This window comes from Hymenobacter psoromatis, from assembly GCA_001596155.1.
Taxonomy (GTDB): domain Bacteria; phylum Bacteroidota; class Bacteroidia; order Cytophagales; family Hymenobacteraceae; genus Hymenobacter.
The window spans coordinates 340,991-361,641 of the sequence record CP014771.1 but is presented as its reverse complement, the minus strand read 5'-3'; the positions used below and the strand labels follow the sequence as shown (position 1 = coordinate 361,641).

Genomic DNA, 20,651 nt, shown 5'->3' with positions numbered 1-20,651 from the left:
GTCGCCGCCGTCGGCTAAGGCTACCAGCGGCAACCCCATTTTTCCCGGCTGGTATGCCGACCCGGAGGCCGCCATTTTCGGGTCGCAATACTGGGTTTATCCTACGTGCTCGGCCAAGTATGAGGAGCAGGTGTACCTGGATGCTTTTTCCTCGCCCGACCTCGTGCATTGGACCAAACACCTGCACGTGCTCGACACGGTCAACGTGAAGTGGGCGCGCCGGGCCGTGTGGGCCCCGGCCATCGTGGCTAAGGGCGGGAAATACTACCTGTTTTTTGGGGCCAATGACATTCAGAACAACCAGCAGCGCGGCGGCATTGGCGTAGCCGTGGCCGACAACCCGGCCGGGCCGTTCAAAGACCACCTGGGCCACCCGCTGGTGGACAAGTTCGAGAACGGCGCGCAGCCCATCGACCAGTTCGTGTTCAAGGACAAAGACGGCAAGTACTACCTCGTGTACGGCGGCTGGCGGCACTGCAACATCGCGCGGCTCAAGGACGACTTCACGGGCTTCGTGCCTTTTGCTGATGGCACAGTATTCAAGTCCATCACGCCCGAGGGCTACGTGGAGGGGCCGGTGATGTTCCGCCGCCAGGGCAAGTACTATTTCATGTGGAGCGAGGGCGAATGGACTGGCCCCGACTACTCGGTGGCCTACGCCGTGGGTGATTCGCCATTTGGGCCATTTCGGCGGGTAGGCAAGGTGTTGCAGCAGGATTTGGCCGTTGGTACCGGCGCGGGCCACCACTCGGTGCTCAATGTGCCGGGCACCGACCGTTGGTACATCGTGTACCATCGCCACCCGCTCGGCGACAAAGAGGGCAACCACCGCGAGGTGTGCCTGGATGAAATGCACTTTGATAAAAAGGGGGATATTCTGCCCGTAAAAATGACCAATAAGGGTGTGCGCGCCGAGCCCCTACCCCTCTAAACAACTAAAATTATCTTATTCAGCATATTAACGATACTAGCAAGGCAGCCTTTTCTGGTAAAAATTCAGCTACCGTGCCCGCCCCTACCCCCCTACCCCGGCAGCTCCTCTTCATCTGCAGCCAGAACCGCTGGCGCAGCCTCACGGCCGAGCGCTTGTTTGACGACCACCCGCACCTGCTGGCACGCTCGGCCGGCACCGAGCCGGGTGCCAGGGTGCGCGTGGCGGCCGGCTACCTGGGCTGGGCCGACGTCCTTTTCGTGATGGAAAAAAAGCACGCCGACCGCCTGCGGGCCAAGTTTGGGCCGGCGCTGCAAGGCAAGCCGATTATCAACCTGCGCATTCCTGACGACTATCCCTTTCAGGACCCCGCGCTGGTGGCCCTGCTGCGCGAGCGGCTGCGCGCCTACTTCGGTGCCGACGTGGCCGACATACGGTAACGCGCCCGCCCGTACTTTTGCCCGCTATGAAGTTTACCGTTGCGCAGATTGCCCAGGTGGTGGGCGGCACCGTGGAAGGTGATGCTGAGGCCACCGTATCGAGCCTGGCCAAGATTGAGGAAGCCGGCCCCGGCGCGCTGGCCTTCCTGGCGAATGCCAAGTACGAGCCTTTTCTGTATTCGACCAGGGCCACGGCCGTCATCGTGAGCCCCGAGCTGCCGCTGCGCCAGGCCGTGGCGGCGACCCTCGTGCGGGTGGCCGACCCCTACTCGGCCTTCACTAAGCTGCTCGAATTTTATGCCCAGGCCACGCGCATGGGCAAGCGCGGCGTGGAGCAGCCCAGCTTTATGGGCGAAAGCTCGGCCATCGGCGGCGGACACTACCGGGGCGCGTTTTCGTACGTGGGCGACAACTGCGTGCTGGGCGAGAACGTGCTGATTTTTCCGCACGCCTACATCGGCGACCGGGTGCGCATCGGCGATAATTCGGTGATTCACGCCGGGGCCAAGATTTACGCCGACACCGTTATTGGCCAGCGCTGCGTCATCAAGGCCGGCGCGGTGGTGGGCACCGATGGCTTTGGCTTCGCGCCGCAGCCCGATGGCTCGTACCGGGCCATTGCCCAGATTGGCAATGTGGTGCTGGAAGACGACGTGAGCATTGGGGCCAATGCCACCGTGGACTGCGCCACGATGGGTAGCACGCTCATTCGGCAGGGCACCAAAATCGATAACCTGGTGCAGATTGCCCACAACGTGGAAGTGGGCCGGCACACGGTTATCGCGGCGCAGAGTGGCATTTCCGGCTCCTCGAAGGTGGGCGACTATTGCGTGCTGGCCGGGCAGGTAGGCCTGGTGGGGCACATCTCGCTGGCCAACCGCACCACGCTGGCGGCCAAAACCGGCGTGCAAAAATCGGTGCGCGAGGAAGGCCAGGTTTTGCAGGGCTACCCGGCCTTCAACCTCAAAGACAACCTGCGGGCCGCCGCAGTGTACCGCCGCCTGCCCGAATTGGAGCGCCGCCTCGCCGCGCTCGAAAAAAGCACGGCGGCGACGGATAAGCCTTAGCTTTGCGAGGAGGTTTCTGGTTCCTGGTTTCTGGTTCCTGGTTTCTGGTTACTAAACTGATGCATATTCGTCAGCCTACTAACTGGAAACCAGGAACCAGGAACCAGGAACCGAAAACTAGCAACCTGAAAGAATGAACGATAAACAGCACACTATCAAGGCCCCCGTCACGGTGCGGGGCATCGGGCTGCACACGGGGGCGGAAGCCACGATGACGTTTTGCCCGGCTCCGGTGGGCCACGGCTACAAATTTCAGCGCGTGGACCTGCCGGGCCAGCCCCTGGTCGATGCCGACGTGGACAACGTGGTGGACCTCTCGCGGGGCACCACCATTGAGCAAAACGGCGCGCGCGTCAACACCGTGGAGCACACGCTGGCCGCCCTCGTGGGCCTGCAGCTCGACAACGTGCTCATTCAGCTTAGCGGCCCCGAGCCGCCCATCATGGATGGCTCGTCGTATGAGTTTATCAAGGCCCTGAACACGGTGGGCTTTGAGGAGCAGAACGCGCTGCGCAACTACTACGAGATTCCCGATACCATTCGGTACATGGACAATGCGCGGGGCGTGGAAATCGCGGCCCTACCCCTCTCCGACTACCGCCTCACGGTGATGGTGGACTACAACTCGCCGGTGCTGGGTTCGCAGCACGCGTCGCTTACTGATATCAAGCAGTTTAGCGATGAAATTGCGTCGTCGCGCACCTTTTGCTTTTTGCACGAGCTGGAGCATCTCTACAAATCGAACCTCATCAAGGGCGGCGACCTGAGCAACGCCATCGTGGTGGTGGACCGCGTGGTGGGCGAGGACGAGCTGGACGAGCTGGCGGCCATGCTAGGCAAGCCCAAGGTGTCGGTGAAGAAAGAAGGCATTCTCAACAACGTGGACCTGCGCCACAAAAACGAGCCTGCCCGCCACAAGCTGCTCGACCTGGTGGGCGACCTGGCCCTAGTGGGCCGCCCGCTCAAGGGCCAGATTCTGGCCGCCCGCCCCGGCCACGCCGCCAACGTAGCTTTCGCCAAAAAAATCAAGAAGCGGATGCTGGAAGACCGTACCAGCGCCGTGCCGTTTTACGACCCCAGCCGCGAGCCAGTGATGGACATCAACCGCATTATGCAGGTGCTGCCCCATCGCTACCCCTTCCTGCTGCTGGACAAGGTGATTCACCTCGACTCGCAGATGGTGACGGCCGTGAAGAACGTAACCATGAACGAGCCCTTTTTCCAGGGCCACTTCCCTGGTAACCCCGTGATGCCGGGCGTGTTGCAGATTGAGGCAATGGCCCAGACTGGCGGTATTCTGGTGATGAACACCGTACCCGACCCAGAAAACTACTGGCAATACTTTTTGGGGATTGAGAATGCGCGCTTTCGCAAAAAGGTGCTGCCCGGCGACACCGTCATTTTTCACTGCCAGCTCACGGCCCCCATCAAGCGCGGCATCGCCAAGATGAAAGGCCAGGCCTTCGTGAATGGCAAAGTGGTGTGCGACGCCGAGATGAGCGCCGCCATCGTCCGCAAGGGGAGTTAAAAGTTAAGAATTAAGAGTTAAGAGTTGCCAGCCGGCAGTTTTAGCTCTCATCCGCTAATTTTTAACTCTTAACTTTTAACTCTTAACTCAGAAATGATTTCTCCCCTCGCTCATATCCACCCCGCCGCCCGGCTCGCGCCGGGAGTTACTGTTGAACCGTTCACCACTATTTACGGGGACGTGGAGATTGGCGAAAATACCTGGATTGGGCCCAACGTGACTATCATGGACGGGGCGCGGATTGGGGCAAACTGCCAGATTTTTCCGGGCGCGGTGGTGGCGGGCATTCCGCAGGATTTGAAGTTTGCCGGCGAGGTGACGACGGCCCACATCGGCGATTACACCGTGCTGCGCGAGTGCGTGACCGTGAACCGCGGCACCATTGACCGGGGCCGCACCGTGGTGGGCAGCCACTGCCTGTTGCAGGCCTACGTGCACATTGCTCACGACTGCTTGGTGGGCGACCACTGCGTAATTTCGAACTCGACCCAGATGGCCGGCCACGTGGTGGTGGGCGACTGGGCCATTATTGGCGGCACCACGGCCATTCATCAGTTTACCAATATTGGGCCGCACGCCTTCATCGCGGGGGGCTCGCTGGTGCGCAAGGACGTGCCGCCCTTCGTGAAGGCCGCCCGCGAGCCGCTGACCTACGCCGGCGTGAACTCGGTGGGCCTGCGCCGCCGCGGCTTCAGCGAGGAGCAGGTGAACGAAGTGCACGAGATGTACCGCGTGCTGTACCTGAGCGGCCTACCCCTGCTCGACGCGCTGGCCCGCATCGAAGCCGAGCTGCCCGCTTCGGCTGAGCGCACCCAGGTGGTGCAGTTTGTGCAGGCGGCGGCGCGTGGCATCATCAAAGGCCCAAGCCGCGGCATGCTGCCCGAGGAAGGCCTGGACTAATTTCATAGCTGCTGGCTGTTGGTTTCGTTCTGGAGAAAAGCCGCCAGCTATGCTAGCCGCCAAGTGATTTGCGCAAAAAGAACGTCATTCCGAGCTTGCCGAGGAATCTCGCTTGCGTCGTTGAACAAGGACCGAACGACCGCAAGCGAGATTCCTCGGCAAGCTCGGAATGACGTTCTTTTTGCGCGACCTACTTACTCATGGCTTTTACCCTTTCTGCCCAGGGCTTGGGCCGCCGCTACGGCCGCCAGTGGATTTTTCGGCACCTGAGTCACGATTTTCGGCCGGGCACGGCCACGGCCATTCTGGGGCCTAATGGCGCGGGCAAGAGCACGCTGCTCAGCATTGTGGCCGGCCAGCTGCTGCCGTCTGAGGGCGAGGTGGCGTACTCGCTGGGGGGTAGGGCCCTACCCCCCGCCGCCGTGCCGCAGCAGCTGGCCTACTGCGCGCCCTACCTGGAGCTGCCCGAAGACTTTACGCTGCTGGAGCTGCTGGCTTTTCACACCCGCCTCAAGCCGCTGCGGCCGGGCCTGTCGGTGGCGGGGCTAGTCGATATCATGTACCTGCACAAGTCGCGGCACCAGGCGGTGCGCACGTTTTCGTCGGGTATGAAGCAGCGCCTCAAGCTGGGCATGGCCCTGTATGCGGCAGCCCCGCTGCTGCTGCTCGACGAGCCCACCACCAACCTCGATGCCCAGGGCGCGGCCTGGTACCAGGAGCACGTGGCGCGGGTGCGCGACGCCGGCCGCCTGGTTATCGTCTCCTCGAATGTGCCGGCCGAATACGCGTTTTGCGAGGGCCAGGTGCGGATTACGGACTTTCAGCAGGGGTAAGCGGCTCGTGCTTACTTTTGGGTAAACCACTTACCAGCTTCCCATGTCTGCCGCTCCCAGCCTTGCCTTTACTCCGGTTTCGCCCGAAGAATACTTAGCAGCTGAACGCGCTGCCTCTTTCAAGAGCGAGTATTACCAAGGCGCAGTGTATGCGATGGCCGGCGCCAGCAATGCGCATAACTTAGTGAATCTGAATGCCGCAACGGCGCTCAATATTGCCCTGCGTGAGCGCGACTGCACGGTTCGCGTGAGCGATATGCGGCTGCAAGTGAAGGAAAATGGGCTCTATACCTACCCCGACTTATCAGTGGTGTGCGGGCCGCCGCAATTTGCCTCCGACAAGTACCTGGATACGCTGCTGAATCCCATCGTGCTAGCGGAGGTGATATCAAGAAGCACGGGGGAATACGACCGGGTGGGCAAGTTCATCCTCTATAAAGATATTCCCACGCTGCGGCACTACCTGCTCCTTGAAAGCACGCAGCCTATCGTGCGCCTGGCCACCTGGCGCGAGCCCAAGGTGTGGGCCTTCGACACGTTTGAGGGCTTGGCGGCGGTGGTGCCCCTGCCGGCCATTGGGATAGAGCTGACGCTGGCCGACCTCTACCGCAAAGTGCCGCTGGCGGGGGGGTTGGGAGGTTCTTTTACGCGTTTCGGCCAACCCATTTCGCCGCCCGCCGTATCTTCGCCCTACCCCCTAAACTATCAATTAACTCCCTTCTACTGCCATTTTTGCTATGCGACAGCACGACGACCTGGACGAGGACGACCTCACCGACGACGATAACCTCGACGAGTTTGCCCGCACGGGCGGCGCTAAAACCAAGGGTTCCAGCGAAAACCAGCTGGCGGCCAAGTACGCCGACTACCTGATGTGGCGCGACACGGGCTCCTCGCACGACGAGGCGCTCGACCTGGCTTCCATGACGGAGGAAGAATTTACGACCGCCGAAGCCGCCGAGGACCCCGATGGCAGCAGCGGCCTCGCTCCTCTTGAGGACGACGACGACCTCGATGCCGACGACGACGACGATTCTTTTGGCAGCAGCCCGCGCGGCCGGGGCCGGGGCGACGACTACGACAGCGACTACTAAGCGCAAGCTGACAAGCTGATAAAAAGAGAGGGGGTAGGCACCGCTGGCGCGGTGCCTACCCCCTCTCTTTTTTGCGCTACTACCCGCTAATCAAGGGTAAATGCTCGCGCGCTGGGCGCGGTGGAAGGCAAAGCCGTTGGCATCGCTCACCTGCATTTCAAACAGCACTTTCTTGGTAGCATAATCTACTTCGATGATTTTGCCGCCCTGGCCGATAGTGTTGGGTACCAGGTAGCCGGGGCAGAACATCATGTGGTTGACGGCTGGCAGGTACTGCACCCGCGACACGATGGCCGAGTACGTGTCGTCGCCGCGCTCCTTGCCGTAGGTCCAGATTTGCTGCACCGTGTGGGCGTTGGGGTTAAGCCGGTATTCCACGGCGCGGCTGTAGTGAGTGGGGGCCCCGTGGATGAAGTTGCGGTTGGTGCCGTTGTCAAACAGCAGCAGGTCGCCGTTGGGCATCAGCTGAATGGAGTGCTGGTACCAGTTCCACTCAAAATCGGGATGGTTGGCCGAGCCGTTGACCACGGCCGTGTCGGCGATGGCCTGGCCGCTGGCGTCGAGCGGCGTAAACAGCAGCTGGCTCAGGTCCTGGCCCTGGTGGTTGAGGCCCCAGCCGCGGTGCGGGGCCATCAGCCATTTCACGTGGTTGTCGTAGGTGAGCTTCACTACCGCCTGGTAGCGGCCCGATACGATGATGGTATTGTCGGAGGGGTCATAGAGCACGGCGTTGGCGTGCACCCAGTCCACGGGGTCGGGCTCCAGGGCGTGGCGGTTTTCGTTCAGGCTCTGCTTGAGGTCCCACTCGGTGAGCACGCGGTTGGCGTGGCGGTCAATCTCGACCACATAGTCCTCGTTGGTGGCCGTGCCGTCGGGGTGGGTGCTGCCGTTTTTGTTCACCGTCACCAGAAAATTGCCGTCGGGCTTCTCATACATTTCGTGGTGAAAGGTGTAGCCCGGCAGGTTCCAGCGGTTGATGATGTTACCGTACACATCAACCTCAAAAAGCTGGCTGGTCGTTTTATCGCCAAAGCAATAATTACCATTTTGCAGCCGGCTGATGCCGCAGTCGTACGAAAGCTGCCCCAGCTCGGCCAGGGTGCGGTAGTCGAGCAGCCAGCGAATATCACCGTAGTTATCCAGGATGAGCGGCATCTGCGGGTCGGTAGCGCTGAAGTTGCTCACCAAGGTAAAGTCGCCACCCAGGGCCGTGCCCGTTGGCTCGGCCGTCACGAGGCCGGTCGGCATGTTGGGGGGTAGGGCGGCGGTCTGGATAGTGAGGGTCGTATCGGCCAGCACCTGCCCGGTGGGATTCACCAGCGACACCGTCACGCTGTTGGCATAGTTCGCATACAGGCCCATTATGGCCACCGCGTGCGCCGTACCTTCGTCGTTGAACTGCTGGGTGAGGTCCGAGGCCGTGCCGTGCCGGCCGTGCACCACCAGGCGCAGCCGCCCGCTCTGGGGCGAGTTGAGCATGAGCCGCGCCGTGAGCGGCGCATAGCCCGAGGGGTTGAGCGTGAGCGCTCCCGCCCCAAAGGTCAGGTGCAGCTGGGTAGTGGGAGCCGGCGTGAGGTCGGCGTCCTTATGGCAGCCGGCGAGCAGACCTAAACTCAGCGCTAGCAGGTATGTAATCTTCATGAAGACAACAGATTATGTAAGTTACAAACGTTAGACATTCCTTTCGTTTAGTGGTTTAATGTTCCAACGAAAAGCCCCGGCCGCAGGGCGGTCGGGGCTGGGTTTTAATCGACAGGCCGCGCGTTTGTCTCGACAGAATCGCGGGCGGGGCGGGGGCAAAAAATTATTTCGCGCCAAACACGCGCTTGAGCAGGGCCGTGGACTGCGCGGCCGGGTTCTGGCGGATTTTGGCTTCCTGCTGGGCCAGCAGCACGAAGAGGCCGTCCACGGTTTCTTTAGTCACGTAGTCGGTGAGGCTGGCGTTGGCGGGCGTCACGAGCGGAATCTTGTTGTAGCGCTCAATGAGCTTGGCGTAGGCCGCGTTGGCCCCCACTTGGTCGAGGCTCTGCACGATGCTCGGGCGCAGGGCGGCGTTGAGGGCCGTTTCCGAGTTTTTGCGTAGCAGCTGGGTCGCGGCGTCCTTGCTGCCGCTGGTCACGAGCGAGAGCGCGTCGCTGAGCGAGAGGTTTTGCAAAGCGTTGAGAAAGATGTCTTTGGCGGCGGGCGCGGCGGCCTCGGCGGCGCGGTTCATGAGGTTGGTGGCCTGCTCCACGGCCTGCTTGCCAATGGGGCCGGGCAGCGCGCCCAGCGTGGTGGCCACGAGCTGCGCATCGGGCGGAAACGGAATGCGGATGTCGTCGTTGAGGTTGAAGCCATCTTTTTCGGAGGCAAATCCCACGGCTTTGGTGATGCCCGTGGTGAGGGCTTCGCGCAGGCCGCTGGCGGCCTCGGCCTCGGTGAGGGGCGCTACCGGCGCGGGGGCGGGGGTAGGCGCGGCGGCGGTGGGTTTGGTGGCCGTGGTTTTTTTGGTGGTGGCCTTCACCGGGGCCTTCTTCTTAACGACGGTGGTTTTCTTGGTAGTCGTCTTTTTTTTGGTTTGAGCCAGGGCGGGCACGGCACTGAGCAAGGCCAAGGCCAGGAGTAAATTTTTCATAAAGCGGTAAAAGAAAAAAAGCGGGGCTAAAAACCGGACGGCTCGTATAGCTGTCCTGCAAGCACTGCGGCGCAAAGTTCTCTACAAAACCCTGCCAAACTTCCCTACCCCCCTCATGGACGTTGAAATCATGACCATCGGCGACGAGCTGCTCTACGGGCAGGTCGTGGACACCAATTCGGCCTTTATGGGCCAGCAGCTGGGCCGCCTGGGCCTGCGCGTGCGCCAGATAACAAGCGTGAGCGACCGCGCCGACGAAATCGTGGCCGCCCTCGACCAGGCCCGCCAGCGCGCCACTGTCATCCTGATGACCGGCGGCCTCGGCCCCACCAAAGACGACCTCACCAAGCACGTGCTGGCCCGCTACTTCGGCCGCGAGCTGGTGCTGCACGAGCCCACGCTGCACCACGTGGAAGGCATTTTCAAGCGCTTCGGCCGGCCCATGCTCGACGTGAACCGCCAGCAGGCGCTGGTGCCGGCCGGCACCGAAGTGCTGCACAACGCCGTGGGCACCGCGCCCGGCATGTGGCTGGAGGACGGCGGCACGGTGTTCATCAGCCTGCCCGGCGTGCCCTTCGAGATGAAAAAGCTGATGACCGATGAGGTGCTGCCCAAGCTCCGGGCGAAGTTTCAGCTGGCCCCCATCAAGCACGTGGTCATCATGACGGCCGGGCTGGGCGAGTCGTTTCTGGCCGAGAAAATCAAGGACTGGGAAAGCGCCCTACCCCCCCACATCAAGCTGGCCTACCTGCCCAGCCTGGGCAGCGTGCGCCTGCGCCTCACCGGCACCGACGACGGCCAGCCCGACCTGCGCGGCCGGATGCTGGCCCTGCTACCCGAGCTGCGCCAGCGCATCGGCGAGTACATTTTTGCCGAAGAAGACTCGCCGCTTGAAGTAGTGGTAGGCCAATTATTAAAGGCCCGAGGCTGGCAGCTCGGCACTGCCGAAAGCTGCACCGGCGGCGCGGTGGCCCAGCGCATTACCAGCGTGCCGGGCAGCTCGGCCTACTTCCGCGGCAGCATAGTGGCGTATGATAACGACCTCAAGGAGAGCCTGCTAGGTGTGAACGCCGAAACTCTGGGTCAGCACGGGGCCGTGAGCGAGCCCACCGTGCGCGAGATGGCCGAGGGTGCCTGCGCCCGCCTGGGCTGCGACGTGGCCCTGGCCACCAGCGGCATTGCCGGCCCCGGTGGCGGCACGCCACTCAAGCCGGTGGGCACCATCTGCATCGCCTGCGCTACCCCCGCTGGCACCGTGAGCCGGCAGATAAACATCGACCGCGGCCGGCAGATTAATATCGACTACACTACCCAGGCTGTGCTGATTCTGCTGTGGCAGCAGCTGGCCGGGCACCAGGACGCCGCGCTGCTGAAGGTGTAGAGGGCGCTTTGTAACCTATTTTTGGCGGCATGGATTTCCCCCTCTCTCGCACTGGTTTACGGCTAAAATACCTGAGCGCGACCATCCCGCTGGCCATTATTTTAGTCGCTTTTGGCATGGCTCCCTGGCAGGCCGTGTTGATTTGCCTAGCCCTGTGGATACTCATTAGCAGGGGGTATGCTGGCAAAGAAATCAGTGCTGAATTCACGCAAGTCAGAGATTATTATGACTTGCTTGGCTGGCGTTTCGGTAGCTGGCAAAAGCTGCCAACTATTGTGGGCGTGACGTTAAAAAAGTTTTCGGTTCTCCAGAGTCGAATGCCCGCCGCTATGAGTTGGGGAAGCTGGCAAAACTCAACTGGCCGATTAGAAGAAATCGTCATTATACTTTCGGTGCAGCACTCCCGGCAGGGCATCATTATTGGGCGCACGTCGGTAGAAACCCTGGACCAAACTACTGAAGCCGCCAACCGCCTTGCCGCGCACTTCGGCGTGCCGGTAAACTTGTATTTGCAGGGGTAGGCAGCCACCTGGCAGTCGTGCTTGGTTGGTCACGCGCCCAAGCTAATTAAGACGCAGCTCCTATTAACAACAAACGTTTGTTAGTTTTGCAGCGTTAGCCGATTTTCCTCCCACTTCGGTCCTACCCATGCTCTTCAACCCCGACATTGAGCGCCTGCCGCTGCCCCAGCTGCGCGCCCTGCAAAACACCCGGCTGAAGGAGCAGGTGGCCTACCTGGCGGCGCGGGTGCCGTTCTACCAGCGCCGGTTTGCCGAGGCGGGTATTAACCCGGCCACGTTTCGGGGGCTGGAAGATTTGACCCGGCTGGGCTTTACCAAGAAGGCGGATTTTCGGGATAACTATCCTTTTGGCTTGTTTGCGGTGCCTGAGCAGGAGGTGGCGCGGCTGCACTGCTCCAGCGGCACCACGGGTAAGGCTACGGTGGTGGGCTACACGGCCGGCGACCTGGCCATTTTCTCCGAAGTGGTGGCGCGCTCGCTGGTGGCCGCCGGCTGCCGGCCGGGCATGAAAATGCAGAATACCTACGGCTACGGCCTCTTCACGGGCGGCCTGGGCCTGCACTACGGCGCCGAGCGGCTGGGGCTGACGGTCATCCCGGTATCGGGGGGTAGCACCGACCGGCAATTACAATTATTGCAGGATTTTCGGCCCGAAATTCTGTGCGCTACCCCCTCCTACGCGCAGGTATTGGCCGAAGAGCTACAGCGGCGCGGCATCGGCCCCAAGGCTATCAACCTGAAGCTGGCCGTGCTGGGCGCTGAGCCCTGGAGCGAGGCCATTCGGGCGCAGGTGCAGACTGGCCTGCGCGTGGCGGCCACCAATATCTACGGGTTGAGCGAGATTCTCGGCCCCGGCATTTCGCAGGAAGACGTGGACGAGCGCGGCACCGGCAGCTACGTGTGGGAGGACCATTTTTACCCCGAGATAGTGGACAAAGACACCGGCGAGCCGGTGCCCGAAGGCCAGCCGGGCGTACTGATTTTCACTACGCTAACCAAAAAAGCCTTGCCCATTCTGCGCTACTGGACGGGCGACATCACCCACCTCACCTACGGGCACTCGGTGAAGCGGACGCACGTGAAAATGGGGCCGATTCGGGGCCGGGCCGACGATATGCTCATCATTCGCGGGGTCAATTTTTTCCCTACGCAAGTTGAGGATATTATCAGCCAGCTGCCGCACGCCAGCCCGCACTACCAGGTAGTAGTTACCCGGCGCGGCGCGCTCGACGAGGTGGCGGTGCATGTGGAAGTGGCCGAGCCGCTGCTGCGCGCGCTGGGCCTGGCCGCTACCCCCCTCACGGCCGCGCACGTGCAGCAGCACGACGCCCTGCGTGAGCTGCAAGGCCAGTTTGCCAAGAAAATCAAGGATAACATCGGCCTTAGCATGCGGGTGTTTTTGCTGGGCGGCGGGCAGCTGCCGCGCAGCGAAGGCGGCAAGCTGAGCCGGGTGCAGGACCGGCGGCAGCTGGGGTAGCCGAACTACTAACCATAAAAGAACGTCATGCTGAGCTTGCCGAAGCATCTCGCTCGCATAATTGAACGATTGAAATTAGTATCCCACGCGAGATGCTTCGGCAGGCTCAGCATGACAACGAGCCTTTATTAGGCAATAAATTATAAATGAGCCGCTTCCATTCCTTAAAAATAAAGAGCATCACCCGCGAAACGCCCGACTGCGTGTCGCTGTCCTTCGAGGTGCCGGCCGAGCTGCGCGAGACTTTTCGCTACCAGCCGGGCCAGTACCTGACGCTGCGCCGCGAGCACGAAGGCGAGGAATTGCGCCGCAGCTACTCGCTGTGCAGCAGCCCCTTGGATGATGAATGGCGCGTGGCCATCAAGCAGGTGCCGGGCGGGCGCTTCTCGACGCTAGCCGTGGCCGATGGCCTGCGCTCCGGCGATGTGCTCGACGTGCTGCCGCCGCAGGGTCGCTTCACGCCGAGCCTGCACCCGGAACAAGTGCGGCGCTACGGGCTGTTTGCGGCGGGCAGCGGCATCACGCCCATCCTCAGCATTGCCCGCACGGTGCTGCTGACCGAGCCGGGCAGCCACGTGTACCTGGTGTATGGCAACCGGGGGCGCAACTCCATTATTTTCAAGGAACAGATTGAAGGTCTAAAGAATACATTTATGAATCGACTGAGCGTGTACCACGTGCTGAGCCGCGAGCAGGGCGACAGCGACCTGTTCTACGGCCGCCTCGACCACGCCAAAACGGCGCAGCTGCTGCGCCAGCTCATTCCGGCCGGGCGGCTCGACGAGTCGTTCATCTGCGGCCCCGAGGAGATGATACACGGCGTGCGCCAGGCGTTGGCCGAAGCCGGCGTGGCGCCTGAGAAGATTCATTTTGAGCTGTTTGCCTCGGCCAGCGGCGCGGCCCAGAAGGCGGCCCCTACCCCCCGCCCGGCGGGCGAAGATGACCAGCGGAGCCAGGTGACGCTGCGCCTCGACGGCCGCGCCTACCCCCTGGCCATGTCTTATTACGGCGATACGGTGCTTGACGCGGCCCTGGCCGCCGGCCTCGACGCGCCGTACTCGTGCAAAAACGGCATGTGCAGCACCTGCCTGGCCCGCGTCACGAGCGGCACCGCGGCGATGGATGTCAACTATTCGCTCTCGGAAGCTGAGGTAGCCAGGGGCTACGTGCTCACCTGCCAGGCCCGGCCCACCACGCCGGAGGTGACGATTGATTATGATGCCTAGGCACCCGCATCGGCCTTTTTATCGACGAAAAAGGCGTTTAAGCCGTATGGGCTTACTGCCAAGGTAAGTGCCTGGCATCCCGTTTTTTTACTTGCTTTATGGAACCATCCCCTACCCCCTCACTAACGACCTACGTGCACCGGGTGCTCATCGCGGTGGGCCTCACGCTGCTGCTGCTGGCCTTCACGGGTTTGTTGGGGTTCGCGTTTGGGGTGTTTTTGCGCCTGCTGGCGGCGCTGCTCATTGCCCTACCCCTGCGCGCGGGGGCCGAGTGGCTGCACCGCCACACGGGCCTGCCCACGGGCTTGGCGCTGGGGCTGTTGGCGCTGCTGGTGCTGGGGCTGCTCGGGGGCATGGGCTGGTTATTTTCGGCTACGCTGAGCGAGCAGCTGAGTGGCTTGCGGCAGCAGCTGCCACAGGCCCTGCACGACGTGCAGGTCCGCGTGAACGGCACGAGTTGGGGGCAATGGCTGGCCGGCGAAAATTTCGACCTGCGCAAGCTTACCGGTGGCACGTCGGAGTGGCTGGGCCGGGCCACGGGCATTTTTTCCACCACTTTTAGCATTCTGGCCGATGGCTACGTGATTCTTTTCCTGGCGGTGTTTCTGGTCATTCAGCCCAAAACCTACCGGGCGGGCCTAGTGATGCTGGTGCCCAAAGCCGGCCGCGCCCGCGCCAACGAAGTGTACGATAAGCTCAGCGACACGCTGGTAAAATGGGTGCTGGGCCGGCTGGTATCGATGGCCGTGGTGGGCGGCCTCACGGTGGTGGGCCTGCGGTTTTTGGGCATGCCGCTGGCGGGAGTGCTGGGGCTGTTTGCCGGCCTGGTCACGTTTATTCCCAACATCGGGCCGGTGGTGTCGATGGTGCCGGCGCTGCTGCTGGCCTTCTTCAACGGTGGCCCGCACATGGCCCTGTATGTGCTGCTGCTGTACCTGGGCACGCAGACATTGGAGAGCGCGGCCGTGTCGCCGGTGGTGCAACAGCGGCTGATTTCGCTGCCGCCCGCGCTCGTGTTGCTGGGGCAGCTCATCATTGGCTCGTTTACGGGCCTGCTGGGCCTCACGCTGGCTACGCCCATTATCGCCATTATTACGGTGCTGGTGAAGATGCTGTATGTGCACGATGTGCTGGGCGACGAGGAAGCCAAGGTGTAAAACGGAGCGGTACTCCGTTTGGCATTGAACGACTTGCGCTAACGCCGAACGGACTGCCACTGCGCTTTACAGCTCACGCCTAGCGCGTTTTTTTTCTTATCTTTGAAAAACTAACGGTTGTTAGTTTTCGTTGTGCAGTCATGGAAACCCTACCCCCTACCCCCGAAGAGCAGTTTCAGGCCCGCATTGATGCCGACGTGCGCATCGAGCCTAAAGACTGGATGCCCGACGCGTACCGCAAGACGCTGATTCGGCAGATTTCGCAGCACGCGCACTCCGAGCTGGTGGGCATGCTGCCCGAAGGCAACTGGATAACGCGCGCGCCTTCGCTGCGCCGCAAGTCCATTTTGCTGGCCAAGGTGCAGGATGAGGCGGGCCACGGCCTATATTTATATAGCGCCGCCGAAACGCTGGGCACCACCCGCGACCAGATGCTGGCCGACCTGCACAGCGGCAAGGCCAAGTACAGCAGCATTTTCAACTATCCTACCCTGAGCTGGGCCGACATGGGCTGCGTGGGCTGGCTCGTGGACGGCGCGGCCATCCTGAACCAGGTGCCGCTGTGCCGCACTTCGTACGGGCCGTATGCGCGGGCGATGGTGCGCGTGTGCAAGGAGGAAAGCTTCCATCAGCGCCAGGGCTTCGAGATAATGCAGACCTTGTGCGAGGGCGCGCCGGCGCAAAAAGCAATGGCGCAGGAGTCCCTTAACCGCTGGTGGTGGCCCACGCTGATGATGTTTGGCCCGGCCGACGATGCGTCGCCCAACACCGAGCAAAGCATGAAATGGCGCATCAAGCGCTTCACCAACGACGAGCTGCGCCAGAAATTTGTGGATATGATGGTGCCCCAGGCCGAGTTTCTGGGTCTCACCGTGCCCGATGAAAAAGTAAAATGGAATGAGGCGCGCCAGGCCTACGACTTTGGCGAGGTGAACTGGGACGAGTTCTGGAACGTGGTGAAAGGCAACGGCATGTGCAACCACGAGCGGTTGCAAGCGCGCGTGCAGGCCCACGAGGAAGGTGCCTGGGTGCGCGAAGCCGCCCTGGCCCACGCTAAGAAGCGCGTTGCGCGCGAAGAGGCGGTAGCAGCGTAAGGCAATACTAATCGCCTGTCATTGCGAGCCTGCGAAGCAATCGCACCAGAACGATACCCGAACGACTCGTTCTGGTGCGATTGCTTCGCTTTGCTCGCAATGACAGGTGCATTGAATAGCAACCATGACTAACTCCGAATGGCCTCTGTGGGAGGTCTTTATCCGCAGCAAGCAGGGGCTTGACCACAAGCACGTGGGCAGCCTGCACGCCGCCGACGCGGCAATGGCCGTGCAAAACGCCCGCGACGTGTACACGCGCCGCCTGGAGGGCGTGAGTATTTGGGTGGTGGAGTCGAAGCACATTCACGCCTCCAACCCCGATGAGGCGGCCGAATTCTTCGACCCGGCGGCCGACAAAGTGTACCGGCACCCCACGTTCTACGACGTGCCGAACTCCATCAAACACATGTAATGCTGCGGCTTATGACTCCTACCCAGCCCGAAGCTTCCGCAATCCCTACCCCCCCGCCGGCCGCCAACCCGCTGTTTCCCTACGTGTTGCAGCTGGCCGATACCAGCCTCATCCTGGCGCACCGCCTCTCGGAGTGGTGCGGCCACGGTCCGGTGCTGGAGCAGGATTTGGCCCTGGCCAACATCGCTCTCGACCTGCTGGGCGAGGCCCGCAGCTACTACCAATACGCCGCTGAGCTGGAGGGCCAGGGCCGCACCGAGGACGAGCTGGCCTACTTACGCAGCGCCGTGGAGTACCGCAATCCGCTGCTGGTGGAACAGCCCAACGGCGACTTTGCCCACACCATCGTGCGGCAGTTTTTGTTCGATGTATTTCATTACGAATTACTTAAAGAGCTGAAAGCCGGCCCCGACGTGCAGCTGGCAGCCATCGCGGAGAAGTCGCTGAAGGAAGCGGCCTACCACCGCAAATGGAGCGCCGAGTGGCTGATTCGCCTCGGCGACGGCACTTCCGAAAGCCGGCAGCGCGTGGAGAAAGCCCTGCGCACCCTCTGGCGCTACGCCGCCGAGCTGACCGTTCCTACCCCCCTCGAACTGGACCTGCACAGCCTGGGCCTGGTGCCTGACTACGCCGCGCTGCAAGCCCGTGCCGCCGCCTACGTGGCCCACGTGTTTGCCGAAGCCACGCTGCCCGTGCCCACCGATGCCTTTGCGCAGCCCGGCGGCAAGCTGGGCCGGCACTCCGAGCACCTGGGCTACCTGCTGGCCGAGCTGCAATATATGCAACGCACTTATCCCGGCCTGACGTGGTAACTACCTCACCCCCAGTCCCCACGGAGGCCCACATCTGGCAATTGCTGGAGGAAGTGAGCGACCCCGAAGTGCCCGTGCTCAGCATTCTGGACCTGGGCATTGTGCGGGGGGTAGGGATTGAAGGCGAGCAGATTACCGTTACTATTACGCCCACGTACTCGGGCTGCCCGGCCATGAGCGCCATCGCCACCGATATCCGGTTGCGGCTGCTAGCTGAAGGCTACAAGCAAGTCGTTATCAAAAACCAGCTCAGCCCCGCCTGGACCACCGACTGGATGAGCGCGGCCGGCCGCCGCAAGCTCGAAGAATACGGCATCGCCCCGCCCATCGACGGCACGGCTACCGGCCATGTGCTCAACTTGTTTGGTAAGGATACGGCCGTGCGCTGCCCGCTTTGCAAGTCGGAACATACGCACCTGGTCAGTCAGTTTGGCTCCACGGCCTGCAAGGCACTGTATCAGTGCGACGACTGCCGCGAGCCGTTCGATTATTTCAAATGCCACGCGTAGCAGTAGCGCGAAGTTTCCACTTCGTGCGCGAGCGCAGCGAGCAGGCGACCCCGCACCAACCCAACCGACTACTCACGCGAGTTGCTCGCTGCGCTCACGCACGAAGTGGAAACTTCGCGCTACATCCTCTTTCTCATGTCCGACACCTCTTTGCTCTACTCTTTTGCCGACGGCGTGGCCACCCTGCGCTTCAACCGGCCCGACGTTTTTAACAGCATCAATAAGCCGGTGGCGCTGGCCTTGCAGCAGCACCTGCGCGACTGCCAGGCCGATGCCAGCGTGCGGGCCGTGGTGCTCACGGGCACCGGCCGGGCCTTTTGCGCCGGCCAGGACCTGGCGGAGATAACTGGGCCGAACGCGCCCGACGTGTCGGAAATCGTGGAGAAACACTACAACCCGATTGTGCTGCTTATCAGGGAGTTGGAGAAGCCGGTGATTGCAGCCGTGAACGGCGTGGCGGCCGGCGCGGGTGCCAACCTGGCGCTGGCCTGCGACCTAGTGGTGGCCAAGGAATCGGCGTCGTTCATTCAGGCGTTCAGCAAGATAGGGCTGGTGCCCGACAGCGGCGGGACGTATTTCCTACCCCGCCTCGTGGGCCTGCAGCGCGCCAGCGCCCTCATGCTCACCGGCGACAAAGTGAGCGCCGCCGAAGCCGTGCAAATGGGCATGATTTACCGGGCCGTCGCCGACGAAGCATTCGATGACGAAGTAGCCAAGCTGGCCCAGAAAATGGCCAACCTGCCTACCAAGGGCCTGGCCTACACCAAGCACCTGCTCAACCGCAGCTTCGGCAATGACCTGGCCCAGCAGCTGCGCGCCGAGGGCGACTACCAATTACGCGCCGGCCAAACCACCGACTACCGCGAGGGGGTAGCTGCCTTCCTCGAAAAGCGCCAGCCCACGTTTACCGGCCAGTAATTTTTTTTATAGCTGTCATTGCGAGCAACGCGAAGCAATCGCACCAGAACGAAATCGTTTGGTCGTCATCGTTTCGGTACGATTGCTTCGCGTTGCTCGCAATAACAGATTACCAAGTAGTTAGCAGTTAGATGATAACCATCGGAATTATTGGCAGCGGCGCGATGGGCGCGGGCATTGCGCAGGTGGTAGCCACGGCCGGCCACCCGGTGCGCCTGCTCGACCAGAACGCCGCCGCGCTCGAAAAGGCTACGGCCAGCATCGCCGCTGGCCTGCGTAAGCTAGTTGAAAAAGGCAAGCTGACGCCCGAGGCCGCCGCCGCGGCCAGCGCCCGCGTGCGCCCTACCCCCACCATGCAGGACCTCGCCGATTGCGGCCTGGTTATCGAGGCAATTGTGGAAGATTTGGCGGTGAAGCAACAGGTTTTCAGGCAGGTAGAGGCCGTGGTATCAGCCGAATGCCTGTTGGCCAGCAATACGTCGTCGCTCTCGATAACGGCCATCGCGGCGGCGTGCCAGCGGCCGGAGCGGTTTATTGGCATCCATTTTTTCAACCCCGCGCCGCTCATGCAGCTGGTCGAGGTGATTGCGGCCGTGCAGACCCGCGCCGGGCTGGCCGAAGAGGTGCGCGCGCTGGTAGCCGGCTGGGGCAAGCGCCCGGTGCTGGCCCAGGACACGCCCGGCTTCATTGTGAACCGCGTGGCGCGGCCATTTTACGGCGAGGCAATTCGCATTTTGGAAGAAAGAATTGCCGACGTGGCCACCATCGACTGGGCGCTCACCGAGCTGGGCGGTTTCCGCATGGGGCCATTCGCGCTGATGGATTTTATCGGCCACGACGTGAATTACCGGGTTACGGAATCGGTGTTCGCGGCCTTTTTCTACGACCCGCGCTACCGGCCTTCCTTCACCCAGAAGCGGCTGTTTGAGGCCGGCTACTACGGGCGCAAGGCGGGGCGCGGCTTCTACGACTACGCGCCTGATGCGCCCGCCCCTACCCCCCTGCGCGACGCCGAAGCCGGCCAGCGCATCGTGCAACGCGTGCTGGCGATGCTCATCAACGAGGCGGCCGACGCGCTGTACCTGGGCGTGGCCTCGCGTGAGGATTTGGAGCTGGCCATGACTACTGGCGTAAATTACCCGAAGGGCCTGCTGGCCTGGGCTGACGAGCTAGGCCCGGCCACGGTGCTGGCTACGCTGGATGGCCTCTACCACGAATACCACGACGACCGCTACCGCGCCAGCTCGCTGCTGCGCCGGCTGGCCCGCGACAACCAACGTTTCTTTTCCACATGAATTCTTCCGAAAACCCGGCCAATCAGCCCCATCACGCCGTGCAAGCCTGGCTTGATACCCGCGACCCGTTCAGCGCGTGGCTGGGGGTAGTAATTGAGGAAGTGCGGCCCGGCTACTGCCGCCTGCGCCTGCCGGTACGCCCCGAAATGCTCAACGGCTTCGGGATGCTGCACGGCGGCGTCACGTTCGCGGCGGCCGACACGGCGTTTTCCATCGCCTGCAACACCCACGGCCGTCAGAGTATGGGCCTCAGCGTCACCATCGACTACCTGGAGCCCGGCCGGCCCGGCGATACTATTACCGTGGAGGCGACTGAGGAGAGCCTCAAGCACCGCGTGGGCGTGTACCAGGTGGGTATTCATAATCAGAATGGCCTGCAGCTGGCGCTGTTCAAAGGCACGGCCTACCGCACCAGCACCGAAAACCAACAATTTTAATTGCT

22 protein-coding genes are annotated in these 20,651 nt (G+C 62.2%); 20 read left to right on the top strand and 2 right to left on the bottom strand.

The annotated features are described in order from the left end of the window. Positions 1-37 precede the first annotated feature (37 nt). The 8 genes from A0257_01670 to A0257_01635 all read left to right on the top strand — a co-directional run bounded on the left by A0257_01670 (position 38) and on the right by A0257_01635 (position 6,793). Complete coding sequence (locus A0257_01670; GenBank protein AMR29578.1) at positions 38-931, top strand: arabinan endo-1,5-alpha-L-arabinosidase; 894 nt, start codon at positions 38-40, stop codon at positions 929-931. 74 nt (positions 932-1,005) lie between these two features. Beyond that, positions 1,006-1,371: a protein tyrosine phosphatase gene (locus tag A0257_01665; protein ID AMR25929.1), complete on the top strand. Its 366-nt coding sequence runs from the start codon at positions 1,006-1,008 to the stop codon at positions 1,369-1,371. Between the two features lie 26 nt (positions 1,372-1,397). Beyond that, entirely contained in the window at positions 1,398-2,438 is a 1,041-nt protein-coding gene (locus tag A0257_01660; protein AMR25928.1) for a UDP-3-O-(3-hydroxymyristoyl)glucosamine N-acyltransferase, read from the top strand. 133 nt (positions 2,439-2,571) lie between these two features. After that, a complete protein-coding gene (locus A0257_01655; protein ID AMR25927.1) occupies positions 2,572-3,966 on the top strand; it encodes a UDP-3-O-[3-hydroxymyristoyl] N-acetylglucosamine deacetylase in 1,395 nt (464 codons plus the stop codon). Positions 3,967-4,059: 93 nt separating this feature from the next. After that, positions 4,060-4,866 (top strand): acyl-[acyl-carrier-protein]--UDP-N-acetylglucosamine O-acyltransferase, encoded by an 807-nt coding sequence (locus A0257_01650; protein ID AMR25926.1) that lies wholly within the window; start codon positions 4,060-4,062, stop codon positions 4,864-4,866. A 200-nt stretch (positions 4,867-5,066) separates the two neighbouring features. Continuing rightward, complete coding sequence (locus A0257_01645; GenBank protein ID AMR25925.1) at positions 5,067-5,699, top strand: ABC transporter ATP-binding protein; 633 nt, start codon at positions 5,067-5,069, stop codon at positions 5,697-5,699. 154 nt (positions 5,700-5,853) lie between these two features. Continuing rightward, positions 5,854-6,486, top strand: coding sequence for a hypothetical protein (locus tag A0257_01640; protein ID AMR25924.1), 633 nt, complete (start codon positions 5,854-5,856; stop codon positions 6,484-6,486). Next, the gene (locus tag A0257_01635) at positions 6,437-6,793 is read left to right on the top strand and encodes a hypothetical protein (GenBank protein AMR25923.1); all 357 of its coding nucleotides are present in this window, start codon (positions 6,437-6,439) and stop codon (positions 6,791-6,793) included. Before A0257_01640 ends, A0257_01635 begins: the two co-directional genes overlap by 50 nt. Positions 6,794-6,883: 90 nt before the next feature. Here the strand turns inward: A0257_01635 and A0257_01630 are convergent, their stop codons facing one another. Next, positions 6,884-8,434 (bottom strand): hypothetical protein, encoded by a 1,551-nt coding sequence (locus tag A0257_01630; protein AMR25922.1) that lies wholly within the window; start codon positions 8,432-8,434, stop codon positions 6,884-6,886. Between the two features lie 163 nt (positions 8,435-8,597). Continuing rightward, positions 8,598-9,407: a hypothetical protein gene (locus A0257_01625; GenBank protein ID AMR25921.1), complete on the bottom strand. Its 810-nt coding sequence runs from the start codon at positions 9,405-9,407 to the stop codon at positions 8,598-8,600. A 115-nt stretch (positions 9,408-9,522) separates the two neighbouring features. Between A0257_01625 and A0257_01620 the strand changes: the two genes are divergently transcribed. The 12 genes from A0257_01620 (at position 9,523) to A0257_01565 (ending at position 20,646) form a co-directional block, all read left to right on the top strand. Continuing rightward, positions 9,523-10,788 carry a damage-inducible protein CinA gene (locus tag A0257_01620; protein AMR25920.1) on the top strand — a complete coding sequence of 422 codons (1,266 nt, stop codon included), beginning with the start codon at positions 9,523-9,525 and terminating at the stop codon, positions 10,786-10,788. Between the two features lie 29 nt (positions 10,789-10,817). After that, on the top strand, positions 10,818-11,309 hold the full coding sequence (locus A0257_01615; protein ID AMR25919.1) for a hypothetical protein: 492 nt from the start codon (positions 10,818-10,820) through the stop codon (positions 11,307-11,309). Between the two features lie 127 nt (positions 11,310-11,436). Then, positions 11,437-12,786 carry a phenylacetate--CoA ligase gene (locus tag A0257_01610; protein ID AMR25918.1) on the top strand — a complete coding sequence of 450 codons (1,350 nt, stop codon included), beginning with the start codon at positions 11,437-11,439 and terminating at the stop codon, positions 12,784-12,786. Between the two features lie 146 nt (positions 12,787-12,932). Continuing rightward, positions 12,933-14,012, top strand: coding sequence for a phenylacetic acid degradation protein (locus tag A0257_01605; protein ID AMR25917.1), 1,080 nt, complete (start codon positions 12,933-12,935; stop codon positions 14,010-14,012). 134 nt (positions 14,013-14,146) lie between these two features. Further along, the gene (locus A0257_01600) at positions 14,147-15,169 is read left to right on the top strand and encodes a hypothetical protein (GenBank protein ID AMR25916.1); all 1,023 of its coding nucleotides are present in this window, start codon (positions 14,147-14,149) and stop codon (positions 15,167-15,169) included. A gap of 140 nt (positions 15,170-15,309) precedes the next feature. Continuing rightward, complete coding sequence (gene paaA / locus A0257_01595) at positions 15,310-16,263, top strand: phenylacetate-CoA oxygenase subunit PaaA (GenBank protein ID AMR25915.1); 954 nt, start codon at positions 15,310-15,312, stop codon at positions 16,261-16,263. 124 nt (positions 16,264-16,387) lie between these two features. After that, positions 16,388-16,675: a phenylacetate-CoA oxygenase subunit PaaB gene (gene paaB, locus A0257_01590; protein AMR25914.1), complete on the top strand. Its 288-nt coding sequence runs from the start codon at positions 16,388-16,390 to the stop codon at positions 16,673-16,675. A gap of 11 nt (positions 16,676-16,686) precedes the next feature. Then, positions 16,687-17,487 (top strand): phenylacetic acid degradation protein, encoded by an 801-nt coding sequence (locus A0257_01585; protein ID AMR29577.1) that lies wholly within the window; start codon positions 16,687-16,689, stop codon positions 17,485-17,487. After that, on the top strand, positions 17,481-17,996 hold the full coding sequence (locus A0257_01580) for a phenylacetate-CoA oxygenase subunit PaaJ (protein ID AMR25913.1): 516 nt from the start codon (positions 17,481-17,483) through the stop codon (positions 17,994-17,996). Before A0257_01585 ends, A0257_01580 begins: the two co-directional genes overlap by 7 nt. 135 nt (positions 17,997-18,131) lie before the next feature. Further along, entirely contained in the window at positions 18,132-18,914 is a 783-nt protein-coding gene (locus A0257_01575; protein ID AMR29576.1) for an enoyl-CoA hydratase, read from the top strand. 134 nt (positions 18,915-19,048) lie between these two features. Next, entirely contained in the window at positions 19,049-20,209 is a 1,161-nt protein-coding gene (locus A0257_01570) for a 3-hydroxybutyryl-CoA dehydrogenase (GenBank protein AMR29575.1), read from the top strand. Further along, positions 20,206-20,646 carry a thioesterase gene (locus tag A0257_01565; GenBank protein AMR25912.1) on the top strand — a complete coding sequence of 147 codons (441 nt, stop codon included), beginning with the start codon at positions 20,206-20,208 and terminating at the stop codon, positions 20,644-20,646. The genes A0257_01570 and A0257_01565 overlap by 4 nt, the downstream gene beginning before the upstream one ends. Positions 20,647-20,651: the final 5 nt, after the last annotated feature.

Bases quoted from the DNA above. Each gene is read 5' to 3' on its own strand.
- A0257_01660 (AMR25928.1), top strand. From the start codon at position 1,398: ATGAAGTTTACCGTTGCGCAGATTGCCCAGGTGGTGGGCGGCACCGTG.
- A0257_01655 (AMR25927.1), top strand. From the start codon at position 2,572: ATGAACGATAAACAGCACACTATCAAGGCCCCCGTCACGGTGCGGGGC.
- A0257_01650 (AMR25926.1), top strand. From the start codon at position 4,060: ATGATTTCTCCCCTCGCTCATATCCACCCCGCCGCCCGGCTCGCGCCG.
- A0257_01645 (AMR25925.1), top strand. From the start codon at position 5,067: ATGGCTTTTACCCTTTCTGCCCAGGGCTTGGGCCGCCGCTACGGCCGC.
- A0257_01640 (AMR25924.1), top strand. From the start codon at position 5,854: ATGGCCGGCGCCAGCAATGCGCATAACTTAGTGAATCTGAATGCCGCA.
- A0257_01635 (AMR25923.1), top strand. From the start codon at position 6,437: ATGCGACAGCACGACGACCTGGACGAGGACGACCTCACCGACGACGAT.
- A0257_01630 (AMR25922.1), bottom strand. From the start codon at position 8,434: ATGAAGATTACATACCTGCTAGCGCTGAGTTTAGGTCTGCTCGCCGGC.
- A0257_01625 (AMR25921.1), bottom strand. From the start codon at position 9,407: ATGAAAAATTTACTCCTGGCCTTGGCCTTGCTCAGTGCCGTGCCCGCC.
- A0257_01620 (AMR25920.1), top strand. From the start codon at position 9,523: ATGGACGTTGAAATCATGACCATCGGCGACGAGCTGCTCTACGGGCAG.
- A0257_01615 (AMR25919.1), top strand. From the start codon at position 10,818: ATGGATTTCCCCCTCTCTCGCACTGGTTTACGGCTAAAATACCTGAGC.
- A0257_01610 (AMR25918.1), top strand. From the start codon at position 11,437: ATGCTCTTCAACCCCGACATTGAGCGCCTGCCGCTGCCCCAGCTGCGC.
- A0257_01605 (AMR25917.1), top strand. From the start codon at position 12,933: ATGAGCCGCTTCCATTCCTTAAAAATAAAGAGCATCACCCGCGAAACG.
- paaA (AMR25915.1), top strand. From the start codon at position 15,310: ATGGAAACCCTACCCCCTACCCCCGAAGAGCAGTTTCAGGCCCGCATT.
- paaB (AMR25914.1), top strand. From the start codon at position 16,388: ATGACTAACTCCGAATGGCCTCTGTGGGAGGTCTTTATCCGCAGCAAG.
- A0257_01585 (AMR29577.1), top strand. From the start codon at position 16,687: ATGACTCCTACCCAGCCCGAAGCTTCCGCAATCCCTACCCCCCCGCCG.
- A0257_01575 (AMR29576.1), top strand. From the start codon at position 18,132: ATGTCCGACACCTCTTTGCTCTACTCTTTTGCCGACGGCGTGGCCACC.
- A0257_01565 (AMR25912.1), top strand. From the start codon at position 20,206: ATGAATTCTTCCGAAAACCCGGCCAATCAGCCCCATCACGCCGTGCAA.